This is a genomic window from Frankia umida (assembly GCF_023242945.1).
In the GTDB taxonomy this organism is placed as follows: Bacteria; Actinomycetota; Actinomycetes; order Frankiales; family Frankiaceae; genus Frankia; species Frankia umida.
In genome coordinates this window covers 1-18,774 of record NZ_JALKFT010000043.1, presented here as the reverse complement: position 1 = coordinate 18,774, position 18,774 = coordinate 1, and the positions used below count along the sequence as shown (strand labels likewise).

Sequence of the window (18,774 nt, the reverse complement as noted above, 5' to 3'; positions counted from 1 at the left end):
CGGGGCTACGCGGGGGAGCGGGGCTGGCCGGGCTGATGGGCAAGGACGGTGTCGCGCAGGATGCGGGCGGCGGTGGAGGTGGCGCCGGCGGGGGTGACGATCGCCGTCGGGTAGATGGGGGCGGGCGGGTCCAGGGGGATCAGCCGCAGACCGTCGTGGACGCGGTTGTTCAGGCTCGGCGGTAGGACGGCGACGCCCAGACCGTGGGCGACGAGGTCGAGCAGGGTGTCGGTGTCGCCGACCTCGCAGGCCGGGCGGCGCCTGATACCGAGTTCGGTGAACGCGGCGTCGACGATCGTGCGGGCACCCCATCCCGGTGGGTAGTCGACGAACGACTCGCCGGCGGCGTCCGCGAGGGTCACCGACGACCGGGCGGCGAACGGATGCCCGGCGTGGCAGGCGAACACCATCGGCTCCGAGTCGAGCGGGGTGACCTCCAGCGCCGCCAGTGGTTCCGCCACGCAGGCGAAGGCGATGTCCAGGCGCCCGCCGGCGACCCGGTCGAGCAGGATCACCGTGGGTGCCTGCACCACGCGCAGGTCCACCGAGGGATGGGCGGTGTGGAAGGCGGCGAGCGCGTCGGTCACCCCACGCCGGAAACTCTGCATGATCCCGATGGTGAGCGGTCCGCGCACCCCGCTGACGACCCCGGCGACGGCCGTGCGCGCGGACTGCGCGGCGGCCAGGACCCGCCGCGCCTCGGTCAGCAGCACCTCACCCTCCCGGGTCAGCCGCACGGCCCGGGTACTGCGGACGAACAGCTTCGCGCCGAGTTCCTTCTCCAACGCCCCGATGGACGACGACAGCCCCGACTGGACGATGTTCACCCGCCGCGCGGCCCGGGTGAAGTGCAGCTCCTCGGCGACCGCGAGGAAGTGCTCCAGCTGCCGTAGCTCCACCATGCCACTCCCCGGGTCCATCACGGTGCGCGTCGCGGTGCGTCGCGGTGCGCGTCATGGTGCGCGTCGTGTGCGCGCCCGCGCGCCCGCTGTCACACGGGCGATCAGCCGCCGGACGAAATCATCGCCCCCACCGATGAAACTATGCTGATTGTTCTGTTGGACAGGTTACCCGTACGGGGCGACGCTGGGGACGTGATCGAGCGGAACGCACCTTCCCGCGGCCTGACCAGGCCGCCACCGGCCGACCCGGCGACCACGGCGACCACGGCGACCACGGCGATCGGCCGGGGACTGCTCGGGCTGCTGGCGGTGAGCACCGGGCTCAGCGTCGCGGCGATGTACTACGCCCAACCCCTGCTGGACGACATCCGTGCCGACCTGGGGATGTCCACCGGGGCGGCGGGACTGCTGGTGACCGTCACCCAGGCCGGCTATCTGGTGGCGCTGTGCCTGCTGGTGCCGGTCGGGGACCTGGTGGCCCGTCGCCGGCTCATCCCGCTGCTCACCGCGGGCCAGGCCGCGGCCCTCGTCGTGCTGGCCACGGCCAGCTCACCGGCGCAGCTGTTCGCCGCGGGTATCGCGGTCGGGGCGCTGAGTGTCAGCGCTCAGGTCGGGGTGGCCTTCGCCGCGAGTCTGGCCGGGGACGCCGAGCGCGGCAAGGTCGTGGGCACGGTGATGAGCGGGCTGCTGATGGGCATCCTGCTGGCCCGCACGGCCGCGGGCTGGCTCGCGGATCTGGGTGGCTGGCGCACCCCGTACTGGGTGGCCGGCGGGGTGCAGGTGGTGATGTGCGTGGTGCTCGCCGTCCGGCTGCCGGCGGAACGGCCCCGCCCGGACGCCACCGCCGCCCCGCGTTACGGCGAGGCGGTGGCGTCGGTGGGACGACTGCTGCGGGACGAACCGGTGCTGCGCCGACGCGCGATCTACGGGGCGGCGGCGTTCGGGGGGTTCAGCGTCCTGTGGACGCCACTGTCGTTCCTGCTCAGCGCGGCGCCCTACGGCTGTTCGACCGGTGTCATCGGCCTGTTCGGTCTGCTCGGCCTGGTCGGCGTGTTGGCCGCCGCCGGGGCCGGCCGGGCCGCCGACCGGGGGCGGGCGAGCCTGGTCACGCTCGGCTCGGCGGGGCTGCTGCTGGTGTCCTGGCTGCCGCTGGGCCTGGGCGGTCAGCACCTGGCCGGACTCGTGGTCGGCGTCCTGGTGCTGGATCTGGCGGTGCAGGCGCTGCACATCACCAACCAGAGCGAGATCTACGCGCTGCGCCCCGAGGCCCGAAGCCGGCTGACCGCCGCCTACATGGCCACCTACTTCACCGGGGGTCTGCTGGGCTCCCTGGCCGCCGACGCCGCCTACAGCCATGGCGGATGGACGGGGGTCAGCCTCACCGGCGCCGCCTTCGGGCTGCTGGCCGTCACCGTGGCCGGGTGGGAGTGGCTGCACCCGGGCGCTCGGCGGTCACGAACTGACTCGCCTGCGCCGTGACCGCGAACGCGTCGGTGACGGGATGGCCGTAGCGCCGCGCGACCGCGGCGATCCCCTCGGCGCTGACCGTCCATCCGAGCCCACGCAGCACTCCCGCGGCGTCCCGATCGTCGTCGTCGTGGACGAGCGCGCGCATGTCGACACCCCACCGGTCCCGGGCGCCGTCGAGTTCGGCGTCGCTGACCGCGGTCAGAATGCGGCGGGCCTCCTCCACGGCGATCCGGCTGCCCGGGGCGGAGTGGGCGTCCACCCCGGCCAGCAGCTGGAGCTCGGCCTGCGCCGGCAGGTACGGCGTCAGCCCCTCGACCAGCCACAATGTCGGCGTGTCCGGGTCGAACCCGGTCGCCCGCAGCGACATCGCCCAGTCCCGGCGCAGGTCCACCGGCACCGGATGATGGACGCAGCCCGCCACCGCGCCCCGGGCCCGCAGCACCGCCAGCTTGAAGGCCAGCACCCGTGGCTGGTCGATCTCGAACACGGTGCTTCCCGCCGGCCACGACAACCGGAACGCCCGGGTGTCCAGCCCCGCGGCGAGAATGACCGTCTGACGGATGCCGTCCGCGAGCGCCCCGGTGACCACCGCGTCGAGGAACTTCGTCCGGATACCCAGGTAACGGTTGGTCAGCATCCACGTGTCCGGTAACGCGTGGTCGCCCACCTCCGCGGGTGTCGTCGGCATCGGATGCGGCAGGTGGGCGGCCCGCACGAACGCCGCCGCCCACGGGTCGTCACACATCGCGTCCGGCTGGCCGCTTTCCACCGCCCGGGCGGCGGCCACGGCCAGCGCGGTGATGCCCACCCCGGTGGTGATGTCCCAGTCGACCAGGCCGTCGGTGCTGGCCAGGCCGTCGGTGCTGGCCGGGCCGTCGACGCTGTGGCTCCCGTCGACGTCGTCCGGATGCTTCGTCTGCCCGCGGGGTACTGCGTGCCGCACGTTCGCCATGGCCCGACCTCCAGGGATGCGCCCGTCTCGTCACCGAAGGTAGCTCCAGGCTGGATGGTCCGCCAGACGAGACCACGTCCGCGCCGCGGCGTCGCTCACCCTGGGACGCGAGGACGGACGGCTCGGGACGCGAACCCGCCGGGCAGCGCGGGCGGGCCCGCGGGGCAGCGCGTGCGGGCTCGCCGAAGAGGGCAGGCGGGCCGGTGGGGCAGGGCAGGCGGGCCGGCCATGCGGGTGTGGGCTGGCCGGGCAGGGCGCGGGGTCGGTCAGGCAGGGCGCGGTCGATCGGGGTGATCGGCCGGCGGCCTGCCCGACCGCGGGGCGTCCGGGCCAGGTGGGGCGGGGTGGTCGGGCCGGGCGTCGTGCGGTCGGTGTCCCGGGTGCCTCGGGGAGGCGACGGGCGAGTCACGGTGGATGAGTCAGGTGGGGGATGACTCAGGTGACTCGGACGGCCCAGGCGACACAGGTGGTTCGGGTGGATCAGGCGGTTCGGGGGCTCAGGTGGAGCTGTGGGCGGGCAGTGGCGGGGTGGGCAGGCCGGCCGCGGCGGCGGGTCGCTCGGCGACACCACGGGGCACGGCGCCGGCGAGCCGGTCGAACCAGGCGGCCCGGCTGATGGCGTAGACGGCATGCTCCTCGCCGTGCAGGTACTGAAGGCGCGCGCAGGTCATGCCGAGGCGTTCGGCGACACGTACGGACGCGGTGTTCTCGGGCAGGATCACCGAGATCACTTCGGCGAGTTCGGGTTGTTCGGCGAACACCCAGCTGATCGCGGCGGTGCCGGCCTCGCGGGCGTAGCCGCGACCCCAACGGTCCCGGCGGATGAACCAGACCGCTTCGATGCCGGGCCAACCCGGTTCGGTCCACAGGCCCGCGCGGCCGACGAGGTCGCCGGTGGCGCGTTCGACCACGGCCCACGGGCCCACGCCGGTCAGTGCCCAGCAGCCGATGTTGCCGGCCATCGCGTGCCAGACGCTGTCGGGATCACAACGGCCGCCGATGTAGCGGGTGAACTCGGTGTCCGACCAGATCGTGACGAAGCCAGGCGCGTCACTGGATCGCAACGGACGCATAACCAGTCGGTCGGTCGAGAGGGTCGGGATGGTAACCAGGGTGGCTTTCGTCCTCATCCAGTACCGCCTGCCGGAAGGGTGCGGCACGCCTCGAGGAAGGACGAGACCGCGGGGATTCGATGGTGGGCCGGGGAGAACGAGGAGGCGCACTGGCGCAGCCTCGCCTTCACAGTATGCGTCAGCTCGTCCGGTGCCGTTCGGATGACGTCCATCGCGATACGGGCTGCCTCCTCGGGTTCCGGCTCCCGTCCGATGAGGAACTTCGACGCGTACGACATGTAGGCGTGCTGTGATTCCTCGACGGTGTAGTCACCGCCCTTGCGCTGATAACCGGCGATCGCGATCGGCGCCCATTCCTGGGCCATGTCGACATCCCCCATGTTGATGGCGACACCGGAGCGGAACATCGCGACGGCGGCCGGACCGACCGGCGTCTCACCCGGCATCGGGGCCATCGTGCAGGAGGCCGCCTCCATCCGGTTCAGGGCGTCGCGGGCGGATTCCTGGTCGCCCATCTTCGCATATGCCCGGGCCTCGTAGGCCGCCATCCGGCCGTCCATGTACGGATGCCGAACCTGCTGAACGAGGTTCAGTGCGGCGATCGCCTGCCGATACCGCTGGGTGTGATAGGCGATCGAGCTCTGCAGTGCGGCGACCGACATGATCAGCACCGGCTCGCCGATCTCGTCGGCATAGGTGCCGGCCAGCCCGGCGAAACGGCGGGCGGAGCGGAAGTCGTTCGTGTTGAACGCCAGCCGTCCGAGGAAGTAGGTGAGCTGACCGCCCAGCTGAGTCACCCGGGCCCGGGTGCCGGCGGACATCCGGCCGTCCAGGATCGACTCGATCTGCTTCCAGCGTTCCGCGACCTCGCCCAACAGCGCCAGATGTGGGGCGGAGCCGTAGACCTGGGCGATCTCGTCGACGTCGGACTCCAGCTCGTCGAGCGTGCGGTCCGATGCGCTGCCTGTCTCGATCCGCGCCCGGGTGGACGCGGCGATCGCCGACAGAGCCGGCAGTGCCGGGAGTGCAGCAAACTCTCGCCGGTTCGTGGAAATCACCTCATGGTCAATGGTCCGTGCACCATGGGTAATAAGCATCCCCTCCGGTGCAGGGACAAACTCATCGCTTGGTCGTCGCATCGGCGGGACGACACCAAGGCGGCGCGCCCGCTTCTCTCGATCGGCGGCGTCGCGCAGCCGGCGAATCGCCCCCCCGCAGGGAAGTACGACGTCCAGGGCATCGGAGAGATCTGGTGAAGGCACCTCCCTCCCGTTTACCGCCCTGGACACCTGCTGCCGCTTGAAGCCAGTCCGCTCGGCCAGTCTGCTGATGTTTGTCTCGTTGTCTCCGATCAATGACTGGAGCATGCCTGCCAGCTCGTCCAGTGAATCATTGCGTTGCCGTTCAGCCTCCACCGTGAACCTCCCAGCCGCATCTGTATCGGAGGGTGCAACGAGCCGTTGCGGGTCAGGCACCCATCTGTTGCACTCTGTCGTCGGGCAACGGCGAACTGTGTCATGACCCGAAACTCCGGCACTTCTGAGCCATCGGGTACCTGCTGCCCACTGTCCCTGGATCACTGTTGATCCAACCGCCTTTGTTTCGGGGAGGTTGCATGACGCCGCCGAGCCCTTCGGCAGGAATACCGAGCACTCTCTCGGTGCCCCTCGCGGTTGAGAAGGTTGCCCACACCACACACCCAACTGCGGACTGCCAGGTTCAGGCCCCCGCACCGCCGCGGACTACCCGGGATGGGGGGGACATACCGCCGAATCCTGCGCACAGTGCCAGCTACACGGGACCTTGGTCCCGCTATCGACACCAACCCGACGTTGAGCCAACATTCGGACCACCCACCGGAGGTGCCCCCCGGGCCATACCCGTTCGGGTACCCCCGAGGGGCCTGCCGGTGCGCCACCCGGGCCGGCACTGGTTCGTCCCTCGTTACGCATCGTCGCCCGGCTTCGCGATTGTGGTCCTCGATGAGGCCGGTCTGCCGGTTGAGACGGTGGTGGGTTGGGTCACTGAGGCGTTGGCGGAAGGGCACGCGCAGTCGCGCTACGAGGTCGGGCGCTACCGGATCGTGCCTAACCGGCCGCCCGGCAAGGGCGTGGCGCCGATGTCCGTCCGAGGCTGAGCGCCGGGGTCGGTCACCGGTGTCCGGCCCCGGCCGCTGGCGGCCCGTGGCCAGGGTGAGCGTGGGTTCCGGCGCCCGCGCGGGCGCCGCCGCGGCCCGCCGCCGGGGCCGTTCCTGGCGGCCCGGCCGCGGCGCGACCCACCGGCGCCAGCGCCCGACCGGGTTCGTTGCACCGCCCGGAAAGTGGTCTCGTACCAGCACCTTTTCGGACTTTCGGGGGGAGCCGGAGGCCGCCGGTTCGATGGCACGAAGTGACCATGAAGGCCCCCGAACGTGTCCCCACGCTCGGCTTCCCCCGGCCCACCCCGCGGCCGGCCTGGCGGGCGGGATGGCTGGCCGCGGGGCCGCCGATGGGCCCGGTGGCCACCCGACGGTCATCCGCTGGTGGCCCGCCGGCCACCTGATGGCCGCCGGTTGGCCCCCGCGTCGGGCGGTCGTCAGTGCCGTGCGGCCTCTTGAAGTTCCGTCCGGCGGTGGCGGCTGACAGCGACCTTATGATCGACCGAGGTTGCCGCGGGAGTCATGAATGTGCGGTGAGCGGTCCGCCGCGGCGCGCGGAAATGCGCCCAGACGGTCGGTCGCGCGGCCCACGGATGATCGGACACCCGGTGGTTGGGTGTTCATTGCGAGATGAGACAGATGGTGTTGTGACCTTCGTTGCGTGCCATTCGCCGTCCGGACCGGTCACGACCCTCGGCTAATGCGGACGGATTGTTGCCGTCCTGAGGGGTGGCTCGGTGACGGCGGCGCAGTGTCGCATCTGAGGTGTCCGGCGTCCAGTGCCGGCGGACGCTCGCGGCACCGGACGCCGCACGTGGTTGGCCACTCGTTGATGCTCTGGCCGCCCGTGGGCTGAAGACGCCCGCCTGGCTATGTGCTGACCGCGGCATCGCTGGTGCTGTCCGCGGATTCCCGGGGTGGCGGTGAGCTGGCCGGGTCGACGTCGTTCACGGGTGTGTTCGGCGCGGTGGCCAACGTCTGGGTGGCCAACGTCTGGGTGGCCAACGTCTGGGTGGCCAGTGTCTCGGCGGTCTGGTCCGCGTCGGAATCCGGGTCGATGACGCGGGTGCCACGCAGCAGGGAGGCGAACGCGCCGATGACCGCCATGACGGTCGCCAGGGTGAACGCGATGACCAGACCGTGGTGGAACGGTCCGGCGATCAGATGGGGGAAGAACTCCCGTCCGGTGACCTCCTGGGCGTCCGCCGCGGGAAGTCGGCTCAGGGTGTCGTCACCGAGCAGGTTCTGCATCGGGTTGTAGCCGAGGAACGCGGCGAACAGGCTGCCGACCGGTGGCAGTTCGGCGACCCGGTTCACGACGTCGGCGGGCAGACCGCGGGCGGACAGTCCGTCGCGCAACGAGGCGGGCAGCGAGGCGGCGAGCCCCGCGATCATCAGGGAGAAGAACAGGCCGATCGACAGCACCTGGCCGGAGTTCATGAACGTTCCGCGCATTCCGGACGCCCCGCCGCGCGCCGCCGGTGGCACGACGTTCATCACCGCCGTCGTGTTCGGCGCGGAGAACAGGCCCGAACCGATGCCGTTGAGCAGCAGCAGCAGCGCGAACACCGGATAGCTGAAGTCGGTGGGCAGCAGCAGCAGACCCACGAACGTGCCGGCGACGATCAGCATCCCGCCGGTGGCGAACGCGCGGGCGCCGAAGCGGTCCGACAAAAAGCCCGAGGCCGGCCCCGCGATCAGGAACCCGACGGTCAGCGGCAGCATGTAGATGCCCGCCCACAGCGGGGTGTCGATGAAGTCGTAGCCGTGCAGCGGCAGCCAGATGCCCTGCAGCCAGATGATCAGCATGAACTGCATGCCGCCGCGGGAGACCGCGAACAGCAGGGTCGTCGCGTTGCCGGCGGCGAAGGCCCGGTTGCGAAACAGCGTCAGGTCGAACATCGGCTGTGCCACCCGCCGCTCGACCGCGACGAACAGCGCCAGCAGCGCCGCCCCGCCGATGAGCGCCCCGAGCACCTTCGGACTCGTCCAGCCCATGTCGTGCCCACCGTAGGGCTGGATGCCGTAGGTGACCCCGGCCAGCAGCGCGGTCAGCCCGACCGCGAACGTGATGTTGCCCCACCAGTCGATGCGGGCGGCGACGCGGCGTCCGGTGTCACGCAGGCTGCGGTACGACCAGATCGTGCCGACCACGCTGATCGGGACGCTGACCCAGAACACCGCCCGCCAGTTCCACTCGGAGAGCAGACCGCCCGCGACCAGCCCGATGAACGACCCGGCGAGCGCCGCCACCTGGTTGATGCCCATGGCCATCCCGCGCTGGTCGGCGGGGAACGCGTCGGTGAGGATCGCGGTCGAGTTCGCCAGCAGCATCGCGCCGCCGATCCCCTCGATCACCCGGAAGCCGATCAGCCACAGCGCGCCGCCCGCCCCCTGCAGCGGGGTGAGCGTCAACCCGATCGCCGAGACGGTGAACAACGCGAACCCCGCGTTGTAGATGCGGACCCGGCCGTACATGTCGCCCAGGCGGCCCAGCGTCACCACCAGGACGGCGGAGACCAGCATGTACCCCATGAGCAGCCACAGCAGGTAGCTGACGTTGCCCGGGGTGAGCGGGTCCAGGTGGATGCCACGGAAGATCGCCGGCAGCGAGATGATGACGATGGAGCTGTTCACCGTCGCCAGCAGCACGCCGATCGTCGTGTTCGACAGGACGACCCACCGGTACCCCGAGCCTGAGGATCCCGAGCCCGGTGACCCCGAGCCCGGTGACCCCGAGCCCGGTGACCCCGAGCCCGGTGACCCCGAGCCCGGTGACCCCGAGCCCGGTGATCCTGGTCCTGCGGTCGCGGCCGTGGACATAGCGGACCGTCCCTCCCATCACAGCGTGACCTGCGGAGATCACCAGCCGAGCGCGGGTCGATCCCGCCTGGCGGTGACCGAGGCATGCCGAGGACACCAGCGGTCGTTGTACGGCCGCTCGGGGTTCGGCGGGGGCCTCCTGCCGGTGTGCGTACGGGCGGCGGCGGTTGCCGCGGCGCGTCGCAGCCGAAATTTACTGTCTCACAACTAAGGACTGGTCGTACGGCGTACGTCAGCTCGTCTCACAAGGGTGCGGACGGCGGTTCGGACCCGCCGGGTGTCACCGTCGCCGGTCCGTGCGCCGAGCGTGAACGTCCCGCGTCCCCGCGTCGTTGTTTCGGCCCGCCGCGCCTGATTTCCCGGCGAAGTTCGACTCGGGACGCGGTTGTCGACGTAAAAGTGGTGACAAAGGTAGGAGAAGAGTCGCAACGATCCTCGAGAGAGCGGGGCACCGTGGCCACCGATGTCGAGAGCACACTGGGTGCGGACGACTACGACGAGTTCGGCCTCCTGCATGAGAACGCCGAGGAACTGGGCCTGCCGTTCGCCGGTCGTCCGGACCTCAGCCGCCGCTACGCCGATCTGCCCGAGGGTGGCCGGCTGAGCTACCTGCGGTGGGGACGGGCCGATCCGGAGATCGTCTTTCTGCACGGTGGCGGTCAGAACGCGCACACCTGGGATTCGGTCGCGCTCGTGCTCGGGCGCCCGGCGGTGGCGTTCGACCTGCTGGGGCATGGACGCTCGTCCTGGCGCGACGATCGTGACTACGGTCCGTGGAGCAACGCGGAGGCGCTCGGGGCGGTGCTGCCGGCGGTCGCGCCCGCGGCGGCCGTGGTGGTCGGGATGTCACTGGGTGGTGCCACACTGATCCGGCTGGCGGCGACCTTCGCGCAGCTGTGCCGGCGCATCGTGATCGTCGACGTGACCCCGCAGGTCACCGACCCCGAGCGGCTGCCGAAGGGCGCGGATCTCGGGGCCGTCGCGCTGATCAGCGGCCCGCCGACGTTCGACTCGTTCGAGGAGATGGCCGCCGGCGCCGTGGCGTTGAGCCCGAACCGTCCGGCCGCCGCGGTGCGCCGCGGGGTCCGGCACAACGCCCGCCGGTTGCCGGACGGCCGATGGGGCTGGCGCTATGACCTGTTCGCCCCGCGCGCTCCCGCGCCGGGCGCGCTGCCAGCTGGCGGGGAGGGTCGCCGCGACCAGTCCGACCTGCGCCCGCTGTGGGACGACGTCAGCCTTATCTGCGCTCCGACGCTGCTGGTTCGCGGTGGTGACTCGAGGTTCGTCCACGACAGTGATGTCGCCGAGTTCCGGCGTCGGGTTCCGTCCCTGCGGGACACGGTGGTGGGGGGCGCCGGCCATGCGGTGCAGAGCGACCAGCCTCTCGAGCTCGCCGGCCTCATCCGCTCGTTCGCCGGGCTCGCGGACGCCAAGGACGCCGCCCCGGTCGCGGATGGGAAAGTCGCCACCAGCAGTGAGGGCTTTCGCGGACGGTAATGGTTTGCACGGACAGTGAGGGCATTCACGGACGGTGAGGGCAAAACGCTCGAGAGCGTCTCTTCGCAGAACTTAGCCAGCTAAGTGGCAACAATGGGCAGCTATGCACGGTGAGCGAGAATTTTTGCCCCGTTTTGCGGGTGCTCCTCACTCTTGGTGTGGGATTCGATGCTGATCGTGCCCAACGTGCCCTGATGGCGGGACGCCCCGGTGTCGACGGCGAAGCCTCCAGCCTAGCGACAGGCACTGACATCCTTACGGACCGTCACTTCGGCCGAGATTGCGGGCCTTGACGGACGAAGGCTGTCGCGTCCTGCCACTGTCGTCTCCGCCGAGGAGAAGCGCGGGCGCGGGTGCGTCGGCGTGGCGGAACGGAATCGGCCCCGGTCCGGCCGGAAGCGAATCCGGTGCGGACTGGGGCCGATATGCGGTGCTGCGGGCGGAGTCGGCGTCGGCGGCGGGGTCGGGTGCGGGTCGGGGTGGGGGTGTGCGTTGGGCGGGAGGTGGCGTCTAGATGGTGGCGAGGGCGGTGAGGTCGTAGACGGTCTGGCTGCCGACGGTGGTGGCGGTGTAATGGGCGGCGACCCAGGTCGCGATCTGGGAGGCGGTCGAGGTCGAACTGTTGCCGCCCATCCCACCGCCCATGCCGCCACCGGAGATGAAGTAGTGGATGCGGCCCTCGGTCACCCACTGCTGGAACTGGGCGAGGGTGGGCGCCGGGTCACTGCCGTCCCAGCCGCCGATGGCGATCACGGACTGTCCGCTGGCCAGTTCCAGTTCCGCGGCGATCGTCGCGCCGGAGGTGGCCGCGGCCCAGATCGTCGTCGACTTCGACAGCAGCGCGACCAACTCCGCGTTCGTGCTCTGCCCACCGCCCATGCCGCCACCCGCCGGCCTCGCTCCGTCGGTGGACGTCGTACCCGTCGTGGACGAGGCGGCGCCGGCCGCGGACATCGTGCCGGTGCTGCCGGTGGTGGACGTGCCGGTGGTGGACGTGCCGGTGGTGGAGGAGGCGCCGGTGGTGCCGGTAGCGGAGGTGGCGCCAGTGGTGTCGGTGGTGGTGGACGTGCCGGTGGTGGTGGTGGGGCCGGCGGTGCCGGAGGGGGGTTGGCCGGGGGCATTGCCGCGCATGCCGCCGCCGAAGCCGCCGCCCATGGATGACGCGGCCGCGGGGCCGGCGGAGGGGGTGGAGCCGGTATGGGCCTGGGAGACGGTGGCCAGGGTGTAGGCGGTGCTGCCGGCGCCCAGGCCGAGCACGGTGGCCAGGGCGAGGACGACGGCGAGGCGCCCGGGGCGGCCGGGGGTGGGACGTCCGGCCGCGCCGACGGCCAGGGCGACGGCCACCAGCAGGCAGCCGATCGGGATGATCCAGCGTAGTGCGGGCAGCCAGGTGGACACCCGGTCCAGCAGGACGTAGTTCCAGACACCGGTGACGGCGACCATCGCGGCGAGCGCGATCCGGGCCGAACGGCGGTCGCGGAGGCGCCACAGGGCGACCCCGACGCCGGCGGCCAGGGCTGCGATCGCGGGGGCGAGGGCGGCGGTGTAGTACGGGTGAATGATTCCGCTCATGTAGCTGAACACCAGGCCGCTGACCAGGAGCCAGCCACCCCAGAGCAGCAGTCCGGCCCGGTGGGCGTCGGTGCGCGGCGCGCGCCTGGTCGCCCACAGGCCGGCGACCAGGGCGATCAGCGCGGCGGGCAGCAGCCAGGAGATCTCCCCGCCCATCCGCTCGGCGAACAGCCGGGTGATGCCGGTTGGCCCACCGAACGAGCCGCCCATCCCGCCGCCACCACCACCACCGCCACCGCCGCCACCGGAGCCGGAGCCGGCGGTGGCACCGAAGATCCGTCCGAGACCGTTGTAGCCGAGCGCGAGCTGCCAGAGGCTGTTGTTCGTCGACCCGCCGATGTAGGGACGCGAACCGGCCGGCCACAGGTCGACCAGGGCCACGTACCATCCGGCGGACACGATGATCGCGCCGAGTCCGGCCAGCAGGTGCAGCAGCCGCCGGCGAAGTCCGGTCGGCGCGGCGATCAGGTAGGCCAGTCCCAGAGCCGGCACGATCAGGAACGCCTGCGCGAGCTTGGTGAGGAACGCGAACCCGAGGCAGGTCCCGGCCACGGTGAGCCAGTGCCAGCTCGCCCGATCGAGGGCCCGCACCGTCGCGTAGGCGGCGCCGACCAGCAGCAGCACGAGCAGCGCGTCCGGATTGTCGAACCGGAACATCAGCGCCGCCACCGGGGTGAGGGCGAACGCGGCGCCGGCGAGCAGGCCCGCGCCGACCCCGGCGGTGCGCCGCACCGTCGCGGCGAGCAGCCCGACCGCGGCCACACCCTCCAGTGCCTGCGGCACCAGCACCGACCAGGACGAGAACCCGAAGATCCGCGCGGACAGTCCCGACACCCACAGCGACGCCGGTGGCTTGTCGACCGTGATCGCGTTTCCGGCGTCCAGCGAGCCGAACAGCAGCGCCTTCCAGCTCTGCGAGCCCGCCTGGGTGGCCGCGGCGTAGAAACTGTTCGCGTACCCGGACGCGCTGAGGTTCCACAGGTACAGCACCGCCGTCACCCCGAGCAGGACCAGCAGCGCCGGACGTGCCCAGCTCGGGTCGTCCGCCGCCCCCCGTGCCGCCCCCCGTGCCAGCCGCCGGGCCAGGTTCGGCCGGTGCCGTCCGTCACCGTCACCGCCACCGCCACCGCTACCGCCGCCACTGGTGTGGCGCCGTCGTCCGTCGGCGTCCGGTTCGGCGACCTGGCGGTGCCGGTGGGCCGGCGGCGAGCCGGTGACCAGAGGCTGCTCCTCGGTCACCGGCCCGCGGTGCGGCGCGATCGTGGACGAAGGCGGGCTGGCCTGCGCTGGTGTCATGGTCCACACGATCAGACCCGGCGCTGCGAGATCCCTGTGCCACCGCTGTGCGATCCCTGTGAGCCTTCCCGTCGGCCGTCCACGACACCCCTGGACGGTGGGTCAGATGGTGGCGAGCAGGGTGCGCATCGTGGCGATCTCGGTGGTCTGGGTGGTGCGGATGCGTGCGGCGAGGTCCTTGGCGGGGGCGTACCGTCCGCCCTGGATCTCGGTGGACGCCATGTCGATCGCGCCCTGGTGGTGGTCGATCATCATGGTGAGGAACATGGTGTCGAACGCCGCGCCGGAGGTGTTCGCGAGCGCGGTCATGTCCTCGTCCGACATCATTCCCGGCCCGGTGTGACCGGCGCCGTGGGTGTGCTCCTGGTGGGCGTTGGCGGCGGACGGGACGGGCTCGGACCAGTCGGCGAGCCAACCCGTCATGGTGGTGATCTCCGGGGTCTGGGCGGCGTGGATCCGGGTCGCCAGGGTCCTGACCCTGGTGTTCTGGGTGCGGGTCGCCACCAGGTCGACCATGTCGACGGCCTGCTGATGGTGCGGGATCATCGCCTGGGCGAAGCGGGTGTCGACACTGTTGTGGTCGGGGGTGTCGCCACCGCAGGCGGCGACGACGGTGGCGGCCAGCAACGCCGCGATGAGCTGAACGAGCCGTTTCACGTGAGCTCCTCGTCAGGTGAACGTCCATGGCACAGGCGAATGCGCGCGGCCCCGTTTTCCGGGACGCGCGGGATTCGTCGGTCTACCGACGCAGCACGCAGAGCGAGGTGAACAACGGCACGGCGGACGACACCGCCCGGCCCGACGGTGGGGACCGCCCCGTCCGCGCCAGGACGACCGCCGGCAGGCGCGGCGCCGACCGGGCCGCCCGTGACACCGCGGCGGCCAGCAGCCCCGCCAGCAACAGCACCCCGGCGCCCCGCAGAAACGCCAGACACAGCGACCCGCCGTCATGCCCGCCGTGCCCGCCGTGATCAGGATGCCCGCGGTGATCAGGGTGCCCGCCGTGGTGGCGGGTCGCGGGCCCGGCCGGGGGAGCGGGCGCCATGGCGTGCCCGGCGTCGGCGGGAGCGGCGACGGTGGTGGCGGGGGGTCGTCCGGTGGGCTGGGCGGACAGGCCGCCGTGCATGAGCAGGATGCCCAGGAGAACGGGGACGACCAGGGGGAGTCCCGCGCGTCCGCCCGGACCATGACGGCGAGCGCTCGGGGGTCGGGACGGGGCGGGCACCGGCTCATGATGCCCCGCTCCCAGCGTCACTCGACCCGGGTAGGACAGTGACGGTCGTGATACCGGGCAGGTGCGGTTATGGCGGGCCGTTCCGCGGGTGCACTACGTTTTCTGCTGCGCCTGGACGACACGTGATGACGCCCGGCGACCGGCTGCCCAGCCGTCCTGGGGAGGGGAGTTCGCATGCCGCTGGCCATCTCCGACGATCACCGGGCGCTCGCCGAGGTGGTGCGGGACGTCGCCGTGGCCGAGGGCCTGCGCGCGTTGACCCGGCGGGCGCTCGACGCCCTGCCCGAGCCGGAGAGTCCGCCGAACATCTACCGCGAGCGCCGCGCGGCGCGACCGACCTCGTCCGGTTCCGCGGCACCGGACGAGGTCGGTTCCGCGGAACCCTCGGGTGCCGGTTCGGCGCGACCTTCGGGTGGTGGTGTCGCGGAACCTTCGGGCGGGGCCGGGCTGCCCGGGGGTGGCGCCGGGGTGGGGGCGTCGGTGGGGGGCGGCCGCGCGGAACCGTCCTGGTGGCGGATGGCGGAGCTGGGCTGGTTGGGGTTGCATCTGCCGGCGGAGTACGGCGGGTCCGGGTTCGGTCTGGCGGAGCTCGCGGTCGTCTGCGAGGGGCTCGGCGGGCAGGTCGCCGGGGGACCGTTCCTGCCGACGGTCGTCGCCTCGGCGGTGATCGCCGCGGTCGGTAGCGTCGAGCAGCGGGCCGCGCTGCTGCCCGGGCTTGCCGACGGTACCCGCGTCGCCTCGCTGGCCACCGCGGCCACCATCACCACCGATGCCGCCGGCACCGTGGACGTCGCCGGTTCGGCCGGCGCGGGCGGCAGGGCCGGTTCGGCGGGCGCGGGGGCTGTGGCGGGTCTGCTGCTGGACGGGGAGGTGGCGGCGGCGCTGGGCGGGGTGTGGGCGGGGATTCATCTGCTGCCGGTGGGGGCGGATGATCTCGCCGTGGTGGTCGCGGACGCGCCGGGGCTGGTGGTGCGGGCGGCCCAGCGGGCGCTCGATCCGTCGCTGGGGCTGGCGTCGCTGACGTTGCGGGGGGTGGCGCCGCATCCGATGGGGGTGTTGCGGGGCGGACAGGCGGTGGCGGTACGGGTGCTGCGCACGCTCGCCGCGGCGCAGGCGGCCGGTGGGGCGCGGGCGACGCTCACGATGGCGCTGGAGCACGCGAAGGTCCGCGAGCAGTTCGGGCGGATCATCGGCGGCTTCCAGGCGGTGAAACATCATCTGGCGAACATGCTCGTCCAGACGGAGCTTGCCACCGCCGCGGCCTGGGACGCGGCCCGCGCACTCGAGGGCGCGACAGCGGTGACGGCGGGAGACCCGTCGGCAGGAGACCCGTCGGCGGGGGGCGCGTCGGCGGGGGAGGCCGGGGAGGCGGAGCTGGCGGCGGCAGTGGCGGCGGCGCTGGCGTTGCCGGCCTACGAGCACAACGCGCGGCTCGCCATCCAGCTGCTCGGAGGGATCGGCTTCACCTGGGAGCACGACGCGCACCTGTACCTGCGGCGATCGGCGGCGCTCGCGGTGCTGGCGGGGCCGGCCGATGACGCTCGGGTGGACGTCCTGACGCTGGTGCGGGGCGGGGTGACGCGGCGGTTCGCCGTCGAACTGCCGGCGCGGGCCGAGGAGTATCGCCGCGACGCGCGGGAGTTCGTCGCACGCCACCGCGCCGCGCCCGAGGGCGAACGGCGCGGGCTGCTCGCCGACAGCGGCTACCTGGTGCCGCACTGGGTGGCGCCGTGGGGGCGTGGCGCGGGGGCGGTCGAGCAGCTGGTGATCGACGAGGAGCTGGTCAGGGGCGGGGTCGACGTCCCGGATCTGGAGATCGGTGGCTGGGTGCTGTTGACGATCACCCAGCACGGGGCGCCCGAGCAGCTCGCGCGGTGGCTGCCGGCGAGTCTGCGCGGTGAGCTGGTGTGGTGCCAGCTGTTCAGCGAACCGAACGCCGGCTCGGATGCGGCCGCGGTGACCACCCGCGCCGAACGCGTCGAGGGCGGCTGGCGCGTCCACGGGCAGAAGGTGTGGACGACCGGCGCCCATGCCTGTGACTGGGGGCTCGCGACGGTGCGGACCGACCCGTCCGCGGCCAAGCATCGGGGCATCACCACGATGGCGATCGATCTGCGGGCGCACGGTGTCGAGATCCGACCGTTGCGGGAGATCACCGGCGAGGCGCTGTTCAACGAGGTCTTCCTCGACGACGTGTTCGTCCCGGACGATGACGTCGTCGGGCCGGTCGGCGCCGGCTGGACGGTCGCCCGCGCGGTGCTCGGCAACGAACGGGTCTCGATCGGCGCGGGCAGTGGGGCCGATCGCCGGTCGGTGGCCCGGCTGCCCGGGTTGCATGCCCGCTACGCCGCCTCCGATCTGGGGTTGGCCCGTGAGGCCGGGCAGCTGCTCGCGGTCGCGCAGGCCCTGGACGTGCTGAACCTGCGGCGGGTGCAGCGGGCGGTGGCGGGCGCGGGGCCGTCCGCGGAGGGCAGTGTCAGCAAGCTGGTGGCGGCCGAGTTCGCCCAGCAGGCCAGCGAACTGGCGGTGCGGATCGCCGGCGCCGCCGTCGCGACGGGCGCGGAGGCGGAGCTGGGTCGTTCCTATCTGATGAGTCGGGCGTTCACGATCGCCGGCGGGACGTCCGAGATCAGCCGCAACGTCATCGCCGAGCGTATTCTCGGCCTGCCCCGCGAAGCCGGCCCGCCCCGCGAACCCGGCCAGCCCCGCGAACCCGGCCAGCACTGAGTATCTGTGAGGTGTGCGTGCAGTACGTGAAGCTCGGCGCGACGGGGCTCGATGTCTCGAGGATCTGCCTGGGCTGCATGAGCTACGGCGACCCGGCCCGCGGCAACCACGAGTGGACGCTCGACGAGGACACCGCCCGGCCGTTCTTCCGCGCCGCGATCGAGGCCGGCGTGACGTTCTTCGACACGGCGAACGTCTACTCCGACGGCAGCAGCGAGGAGATCACCGGACGGGCGCTCGCCGAGTTCGCCCAGCGCGACGAGATCGTGCTGGCGACGAAGGTGCACGGGCGGATGCGGCCAGGACCCAACGGCGGCGGGCTGTCGCGCAAGGTCATCCTGGCCGAGATCGACGCGAGCCTGCGCCGGCTGGGCACCGACTACGTGGATCTCTACCAGATCCACCGGTTCGACCCGGGCACCCCGCTCGAGGAGACCCTCGAGGCGCTGCACGACGTGGTGAAGGCGGGTAAGGCCCGCTACCTCGGCGCCTCGTCGATGTACGCGTGGCAGTTCGCCAAGGCGTTGTTCCTCGCCGACGCCCACGGCTGGACCAGGTTCGTCTCCATGCAGAACCATTACAACCTGATCTACCGCGAGGAGGAACGGGAGATGCTCGGGCTGTGCGCCGACCAGGGCATCGGCGTGATCCCGTGGAGCCCGCTGGCCCGCGGCCGGCTCACCCGCCCCTGGGACGAGACCACCGCCCGCAGCGAGAGCGACCAGTTCGGCCGCACCCTCTACGCCGACGGCGACCGCCGGATCGTCGAGGAGGTCGCCCACATCGCCGCCGCCCGCGCGATCCCACCCGCCCAGGTGGCACTGGCCTGGCTGCTGGCCCAGCCCGGCGTCACCGCGCCGATCATCGGCGCGACCCGGCTGACCCACCTCGACGACGCGCTCGCCTCCCTGGAGGTCACCCTCACCGCCGACGAGATCGCGCAGCTCGAAGCCCCCTACACCCCCCACCGCACCGCCGGCTTCCAGTAGCCGGGCGGCCCCGGGGCTACCAGGTTGCGGCCCAGTGCTCCGGCCTTCAGGCCGGGGGTGAAGGGCCGCGCGGGAAGGCCGCCCTGCGGCCTGAGCGTGCCC

General features: G+C 72.2%; 14 protein-coding genes. 6 read left to right on the top strand and 8 right to left on the bottom strand.

Annotation, left to right across the window (positions count from 1 at the left end):
* Positions 1–5 precede the first annotated feature (5 nt).
* On the bottom strand, positions 6–902 hold the full coding sequence (locus tag MXD59_RS23850; RefSeq protein WP_248816156.1) for a LysR family transcriptional regulator: 897 nt from the start codon (positions 900–902) through the stop codon (positions 6–8).
* Positions 903–1,094: 192 nt separating this feature from the next.
* Between MXD59_RS23850 and MXD59_RS23845 the strand changes: the two genes are divergently transcribed.
* A complete protein-coding gene (locus MXD59_RS23845; protein WP_248826829.1) occupies positions 1,095–2,381 on the top strand; it encodes an MFS transporter in 1,287 nt (428 codons plus the stop codon).
* On the opposite strand, the gene MXD59_RS23840 is transcribed toward MXD59_RS23845, so the two are convergent.
* The 3 genes from MXD59_RS23840 to MXD59_RS23830 form a co-directional block, all read right to left on the bottom strand.
* Positions 2,311–3,324, bottom strand: a complete 1,014-nt coding sequence (locus MXD59_RS23840) for an SAM-dependent methyltransferase (protein WP_248826828.1) — start codon at positions 3,322–3,324, stop codon at positions 2,311–2,313. The genes MXD59_RS23845 and MXD59_RS23840 overlap by 71 nt on opposite strands.
* Before the next feature lie 497 nt (positions 3,325–3,821).
* The gene (locus tag MXD59_RS23835; RefSeq protein WP_248826827.1) at positions 3,822–4,397 is read right to left on the bottom strand and encodes a GNAT family N-acetyltransferase; all 576 of its coding nucleotides are present in this window, start codon (positions 4,395–4,397) and stop codon (positions 3,822–3,824) included.
* A 53-nt stretch (positions 4,398–4,450) separates the two neighbouring features.
* Positions 4,451–5,812 carry an NsdA family TPR-like regulatory protein gene (locus MXD59_RS23830; protein ID WP_163550129.1) on the bottom strand — a complete coding sequence of 454 codons (1,362 nt, stop codon included), beginning with the start codon at positions 5,810–5,812 and terminating at the stop codon, positions 4,451–4,453.
* A 494-nt stretch (positions 5,813–6,306) separates the two neighbouring features.
* Here MXD59_RS23830 and MXD59_RS23825 point away from each other — a divergent pair, with 494 nt between their 5' ends.
* Positions 6,307–6,534, top strand: coding sequence for a hypothetical protein (locus tag MXD59_RS23825; protein ID WP_248826826.1), 228 nt, complete (start codon positions 6,307–6,309; stop codon positions 6,532–6,534).
* A gap of 257 nt (positions 6,535–6,791) precedes the next feature.
* Positions 6,792–6,938: a hypothetical protein gene (locus tag MXD59_RS23820; protein ID WP_248826825.1), complete on the top strand. Its 147-nt coding sequence runs from the start codon at positions 6,792–6,794 to the stop codon at positions 6,936–6,938.
* A gap of 466 nt (positions 6,939–7,404) precedes the next feature.
* On the opposite strand, the gene MXD59_RS23815 is transcribed toward MXD59_RS23820, so the two are convergent.
* A complete protein-coding gene (locus MXD59_RS23815) occupies positions 7,405–9,357 on the bottom strand; it encodes an MFS transporter (protein WP_308301775.1) in 1,953 nt (650 codons plus the stop codon).
* 453 nt (positions 9,358–9,810) lie between these two features.
* On the opposite strand from MXD59_RS23815, the gene MXD59_RS23810 reads away from it, so the two are divergent.
* Entirely contained in the window at positions 9,811–10,854 is a 1,044-nt protein-coding gene (locus MXD59_RS23810; protein WP_248826823.1) for an alpha/beta fold hydrolase, read from the top strand.
* Between the two features lie 510 nt (positions 10,855–11,364).
* Here the strand turns inward: MXD59_RS23810 and MXD59_RS23805 are convergent.
* The 3 genes from MXD59_RS23805 to MXD59_RS23795 form a co-directional block, all read right to left on the bottom strand.
* Positions 11,365–13,722 carry an ArnT family glycosyltransferase gene (locus MXD59_RS23805; RefSeq protein WP_248826822.1) on the bottom strand — a complete coding sequence of 786 codons (2,358 nt, stop codon included), beginning with the start codon at positions 13,720–13,722 and terminating at the stop codon, positions 11,365–11,367.
* Positions 13,723–13,824: 102 nt separating this feature from the next.
* The gene (locus MXD59_RS23800) at positions 13,825–14,379 is read right to left on the bottom strand and encodes a DUF305 domain-containing protein (RefSeq protein ID WP_248826821.1); all 555 of its coding nucleotides are present in this window, start codon (positions 14,377–14,379) and stop codon (positions 13,825–13,827) included.
* 82 nt (positions 14,380–14,461) lie between these two features.
* Positions 14,462–14,977, bottom strand: coding sequence for a DUF6153 family protein (locus MXD59_RS23795; RefSeq protein WP_308301774.1), 516 nt, complete (start codon positions 14,975–14,977; stop codon positions 14,462–14,464).
* Positions 14,978–15,130: 153 nt separating this feature from the next.
* On the opposite strand from MXD59_RS23795, the gene MXD59_RS23790 reads away from it, so the two are divergent.
* A complete protein-coding gene (locus MXD59_RS23790; protein ID WP_248826820.1) occupies positions 15,131–17,683 on the top strand; it encodes an acyl-CoA dehydrogenase family protein in 2,553 nt (850 codons plus the stop codon).
* Positions 17,684–17,700: 17 nt separating this feature from the next.
* Positions 17,701–18,672 carry an aldo/keto reductase gene (locus MXD59_RS23785; protein WP_248826838.1) on the top strand — a complete coding sequence of 324 codons (972 nt, stop codon included), beginning with the start codon at positions 17,701–17,703 and terminating at the stop codon, positions 18,670–18,672.
* Positions 18,673–18,774 lie beyond the last annotated feature (102 nt).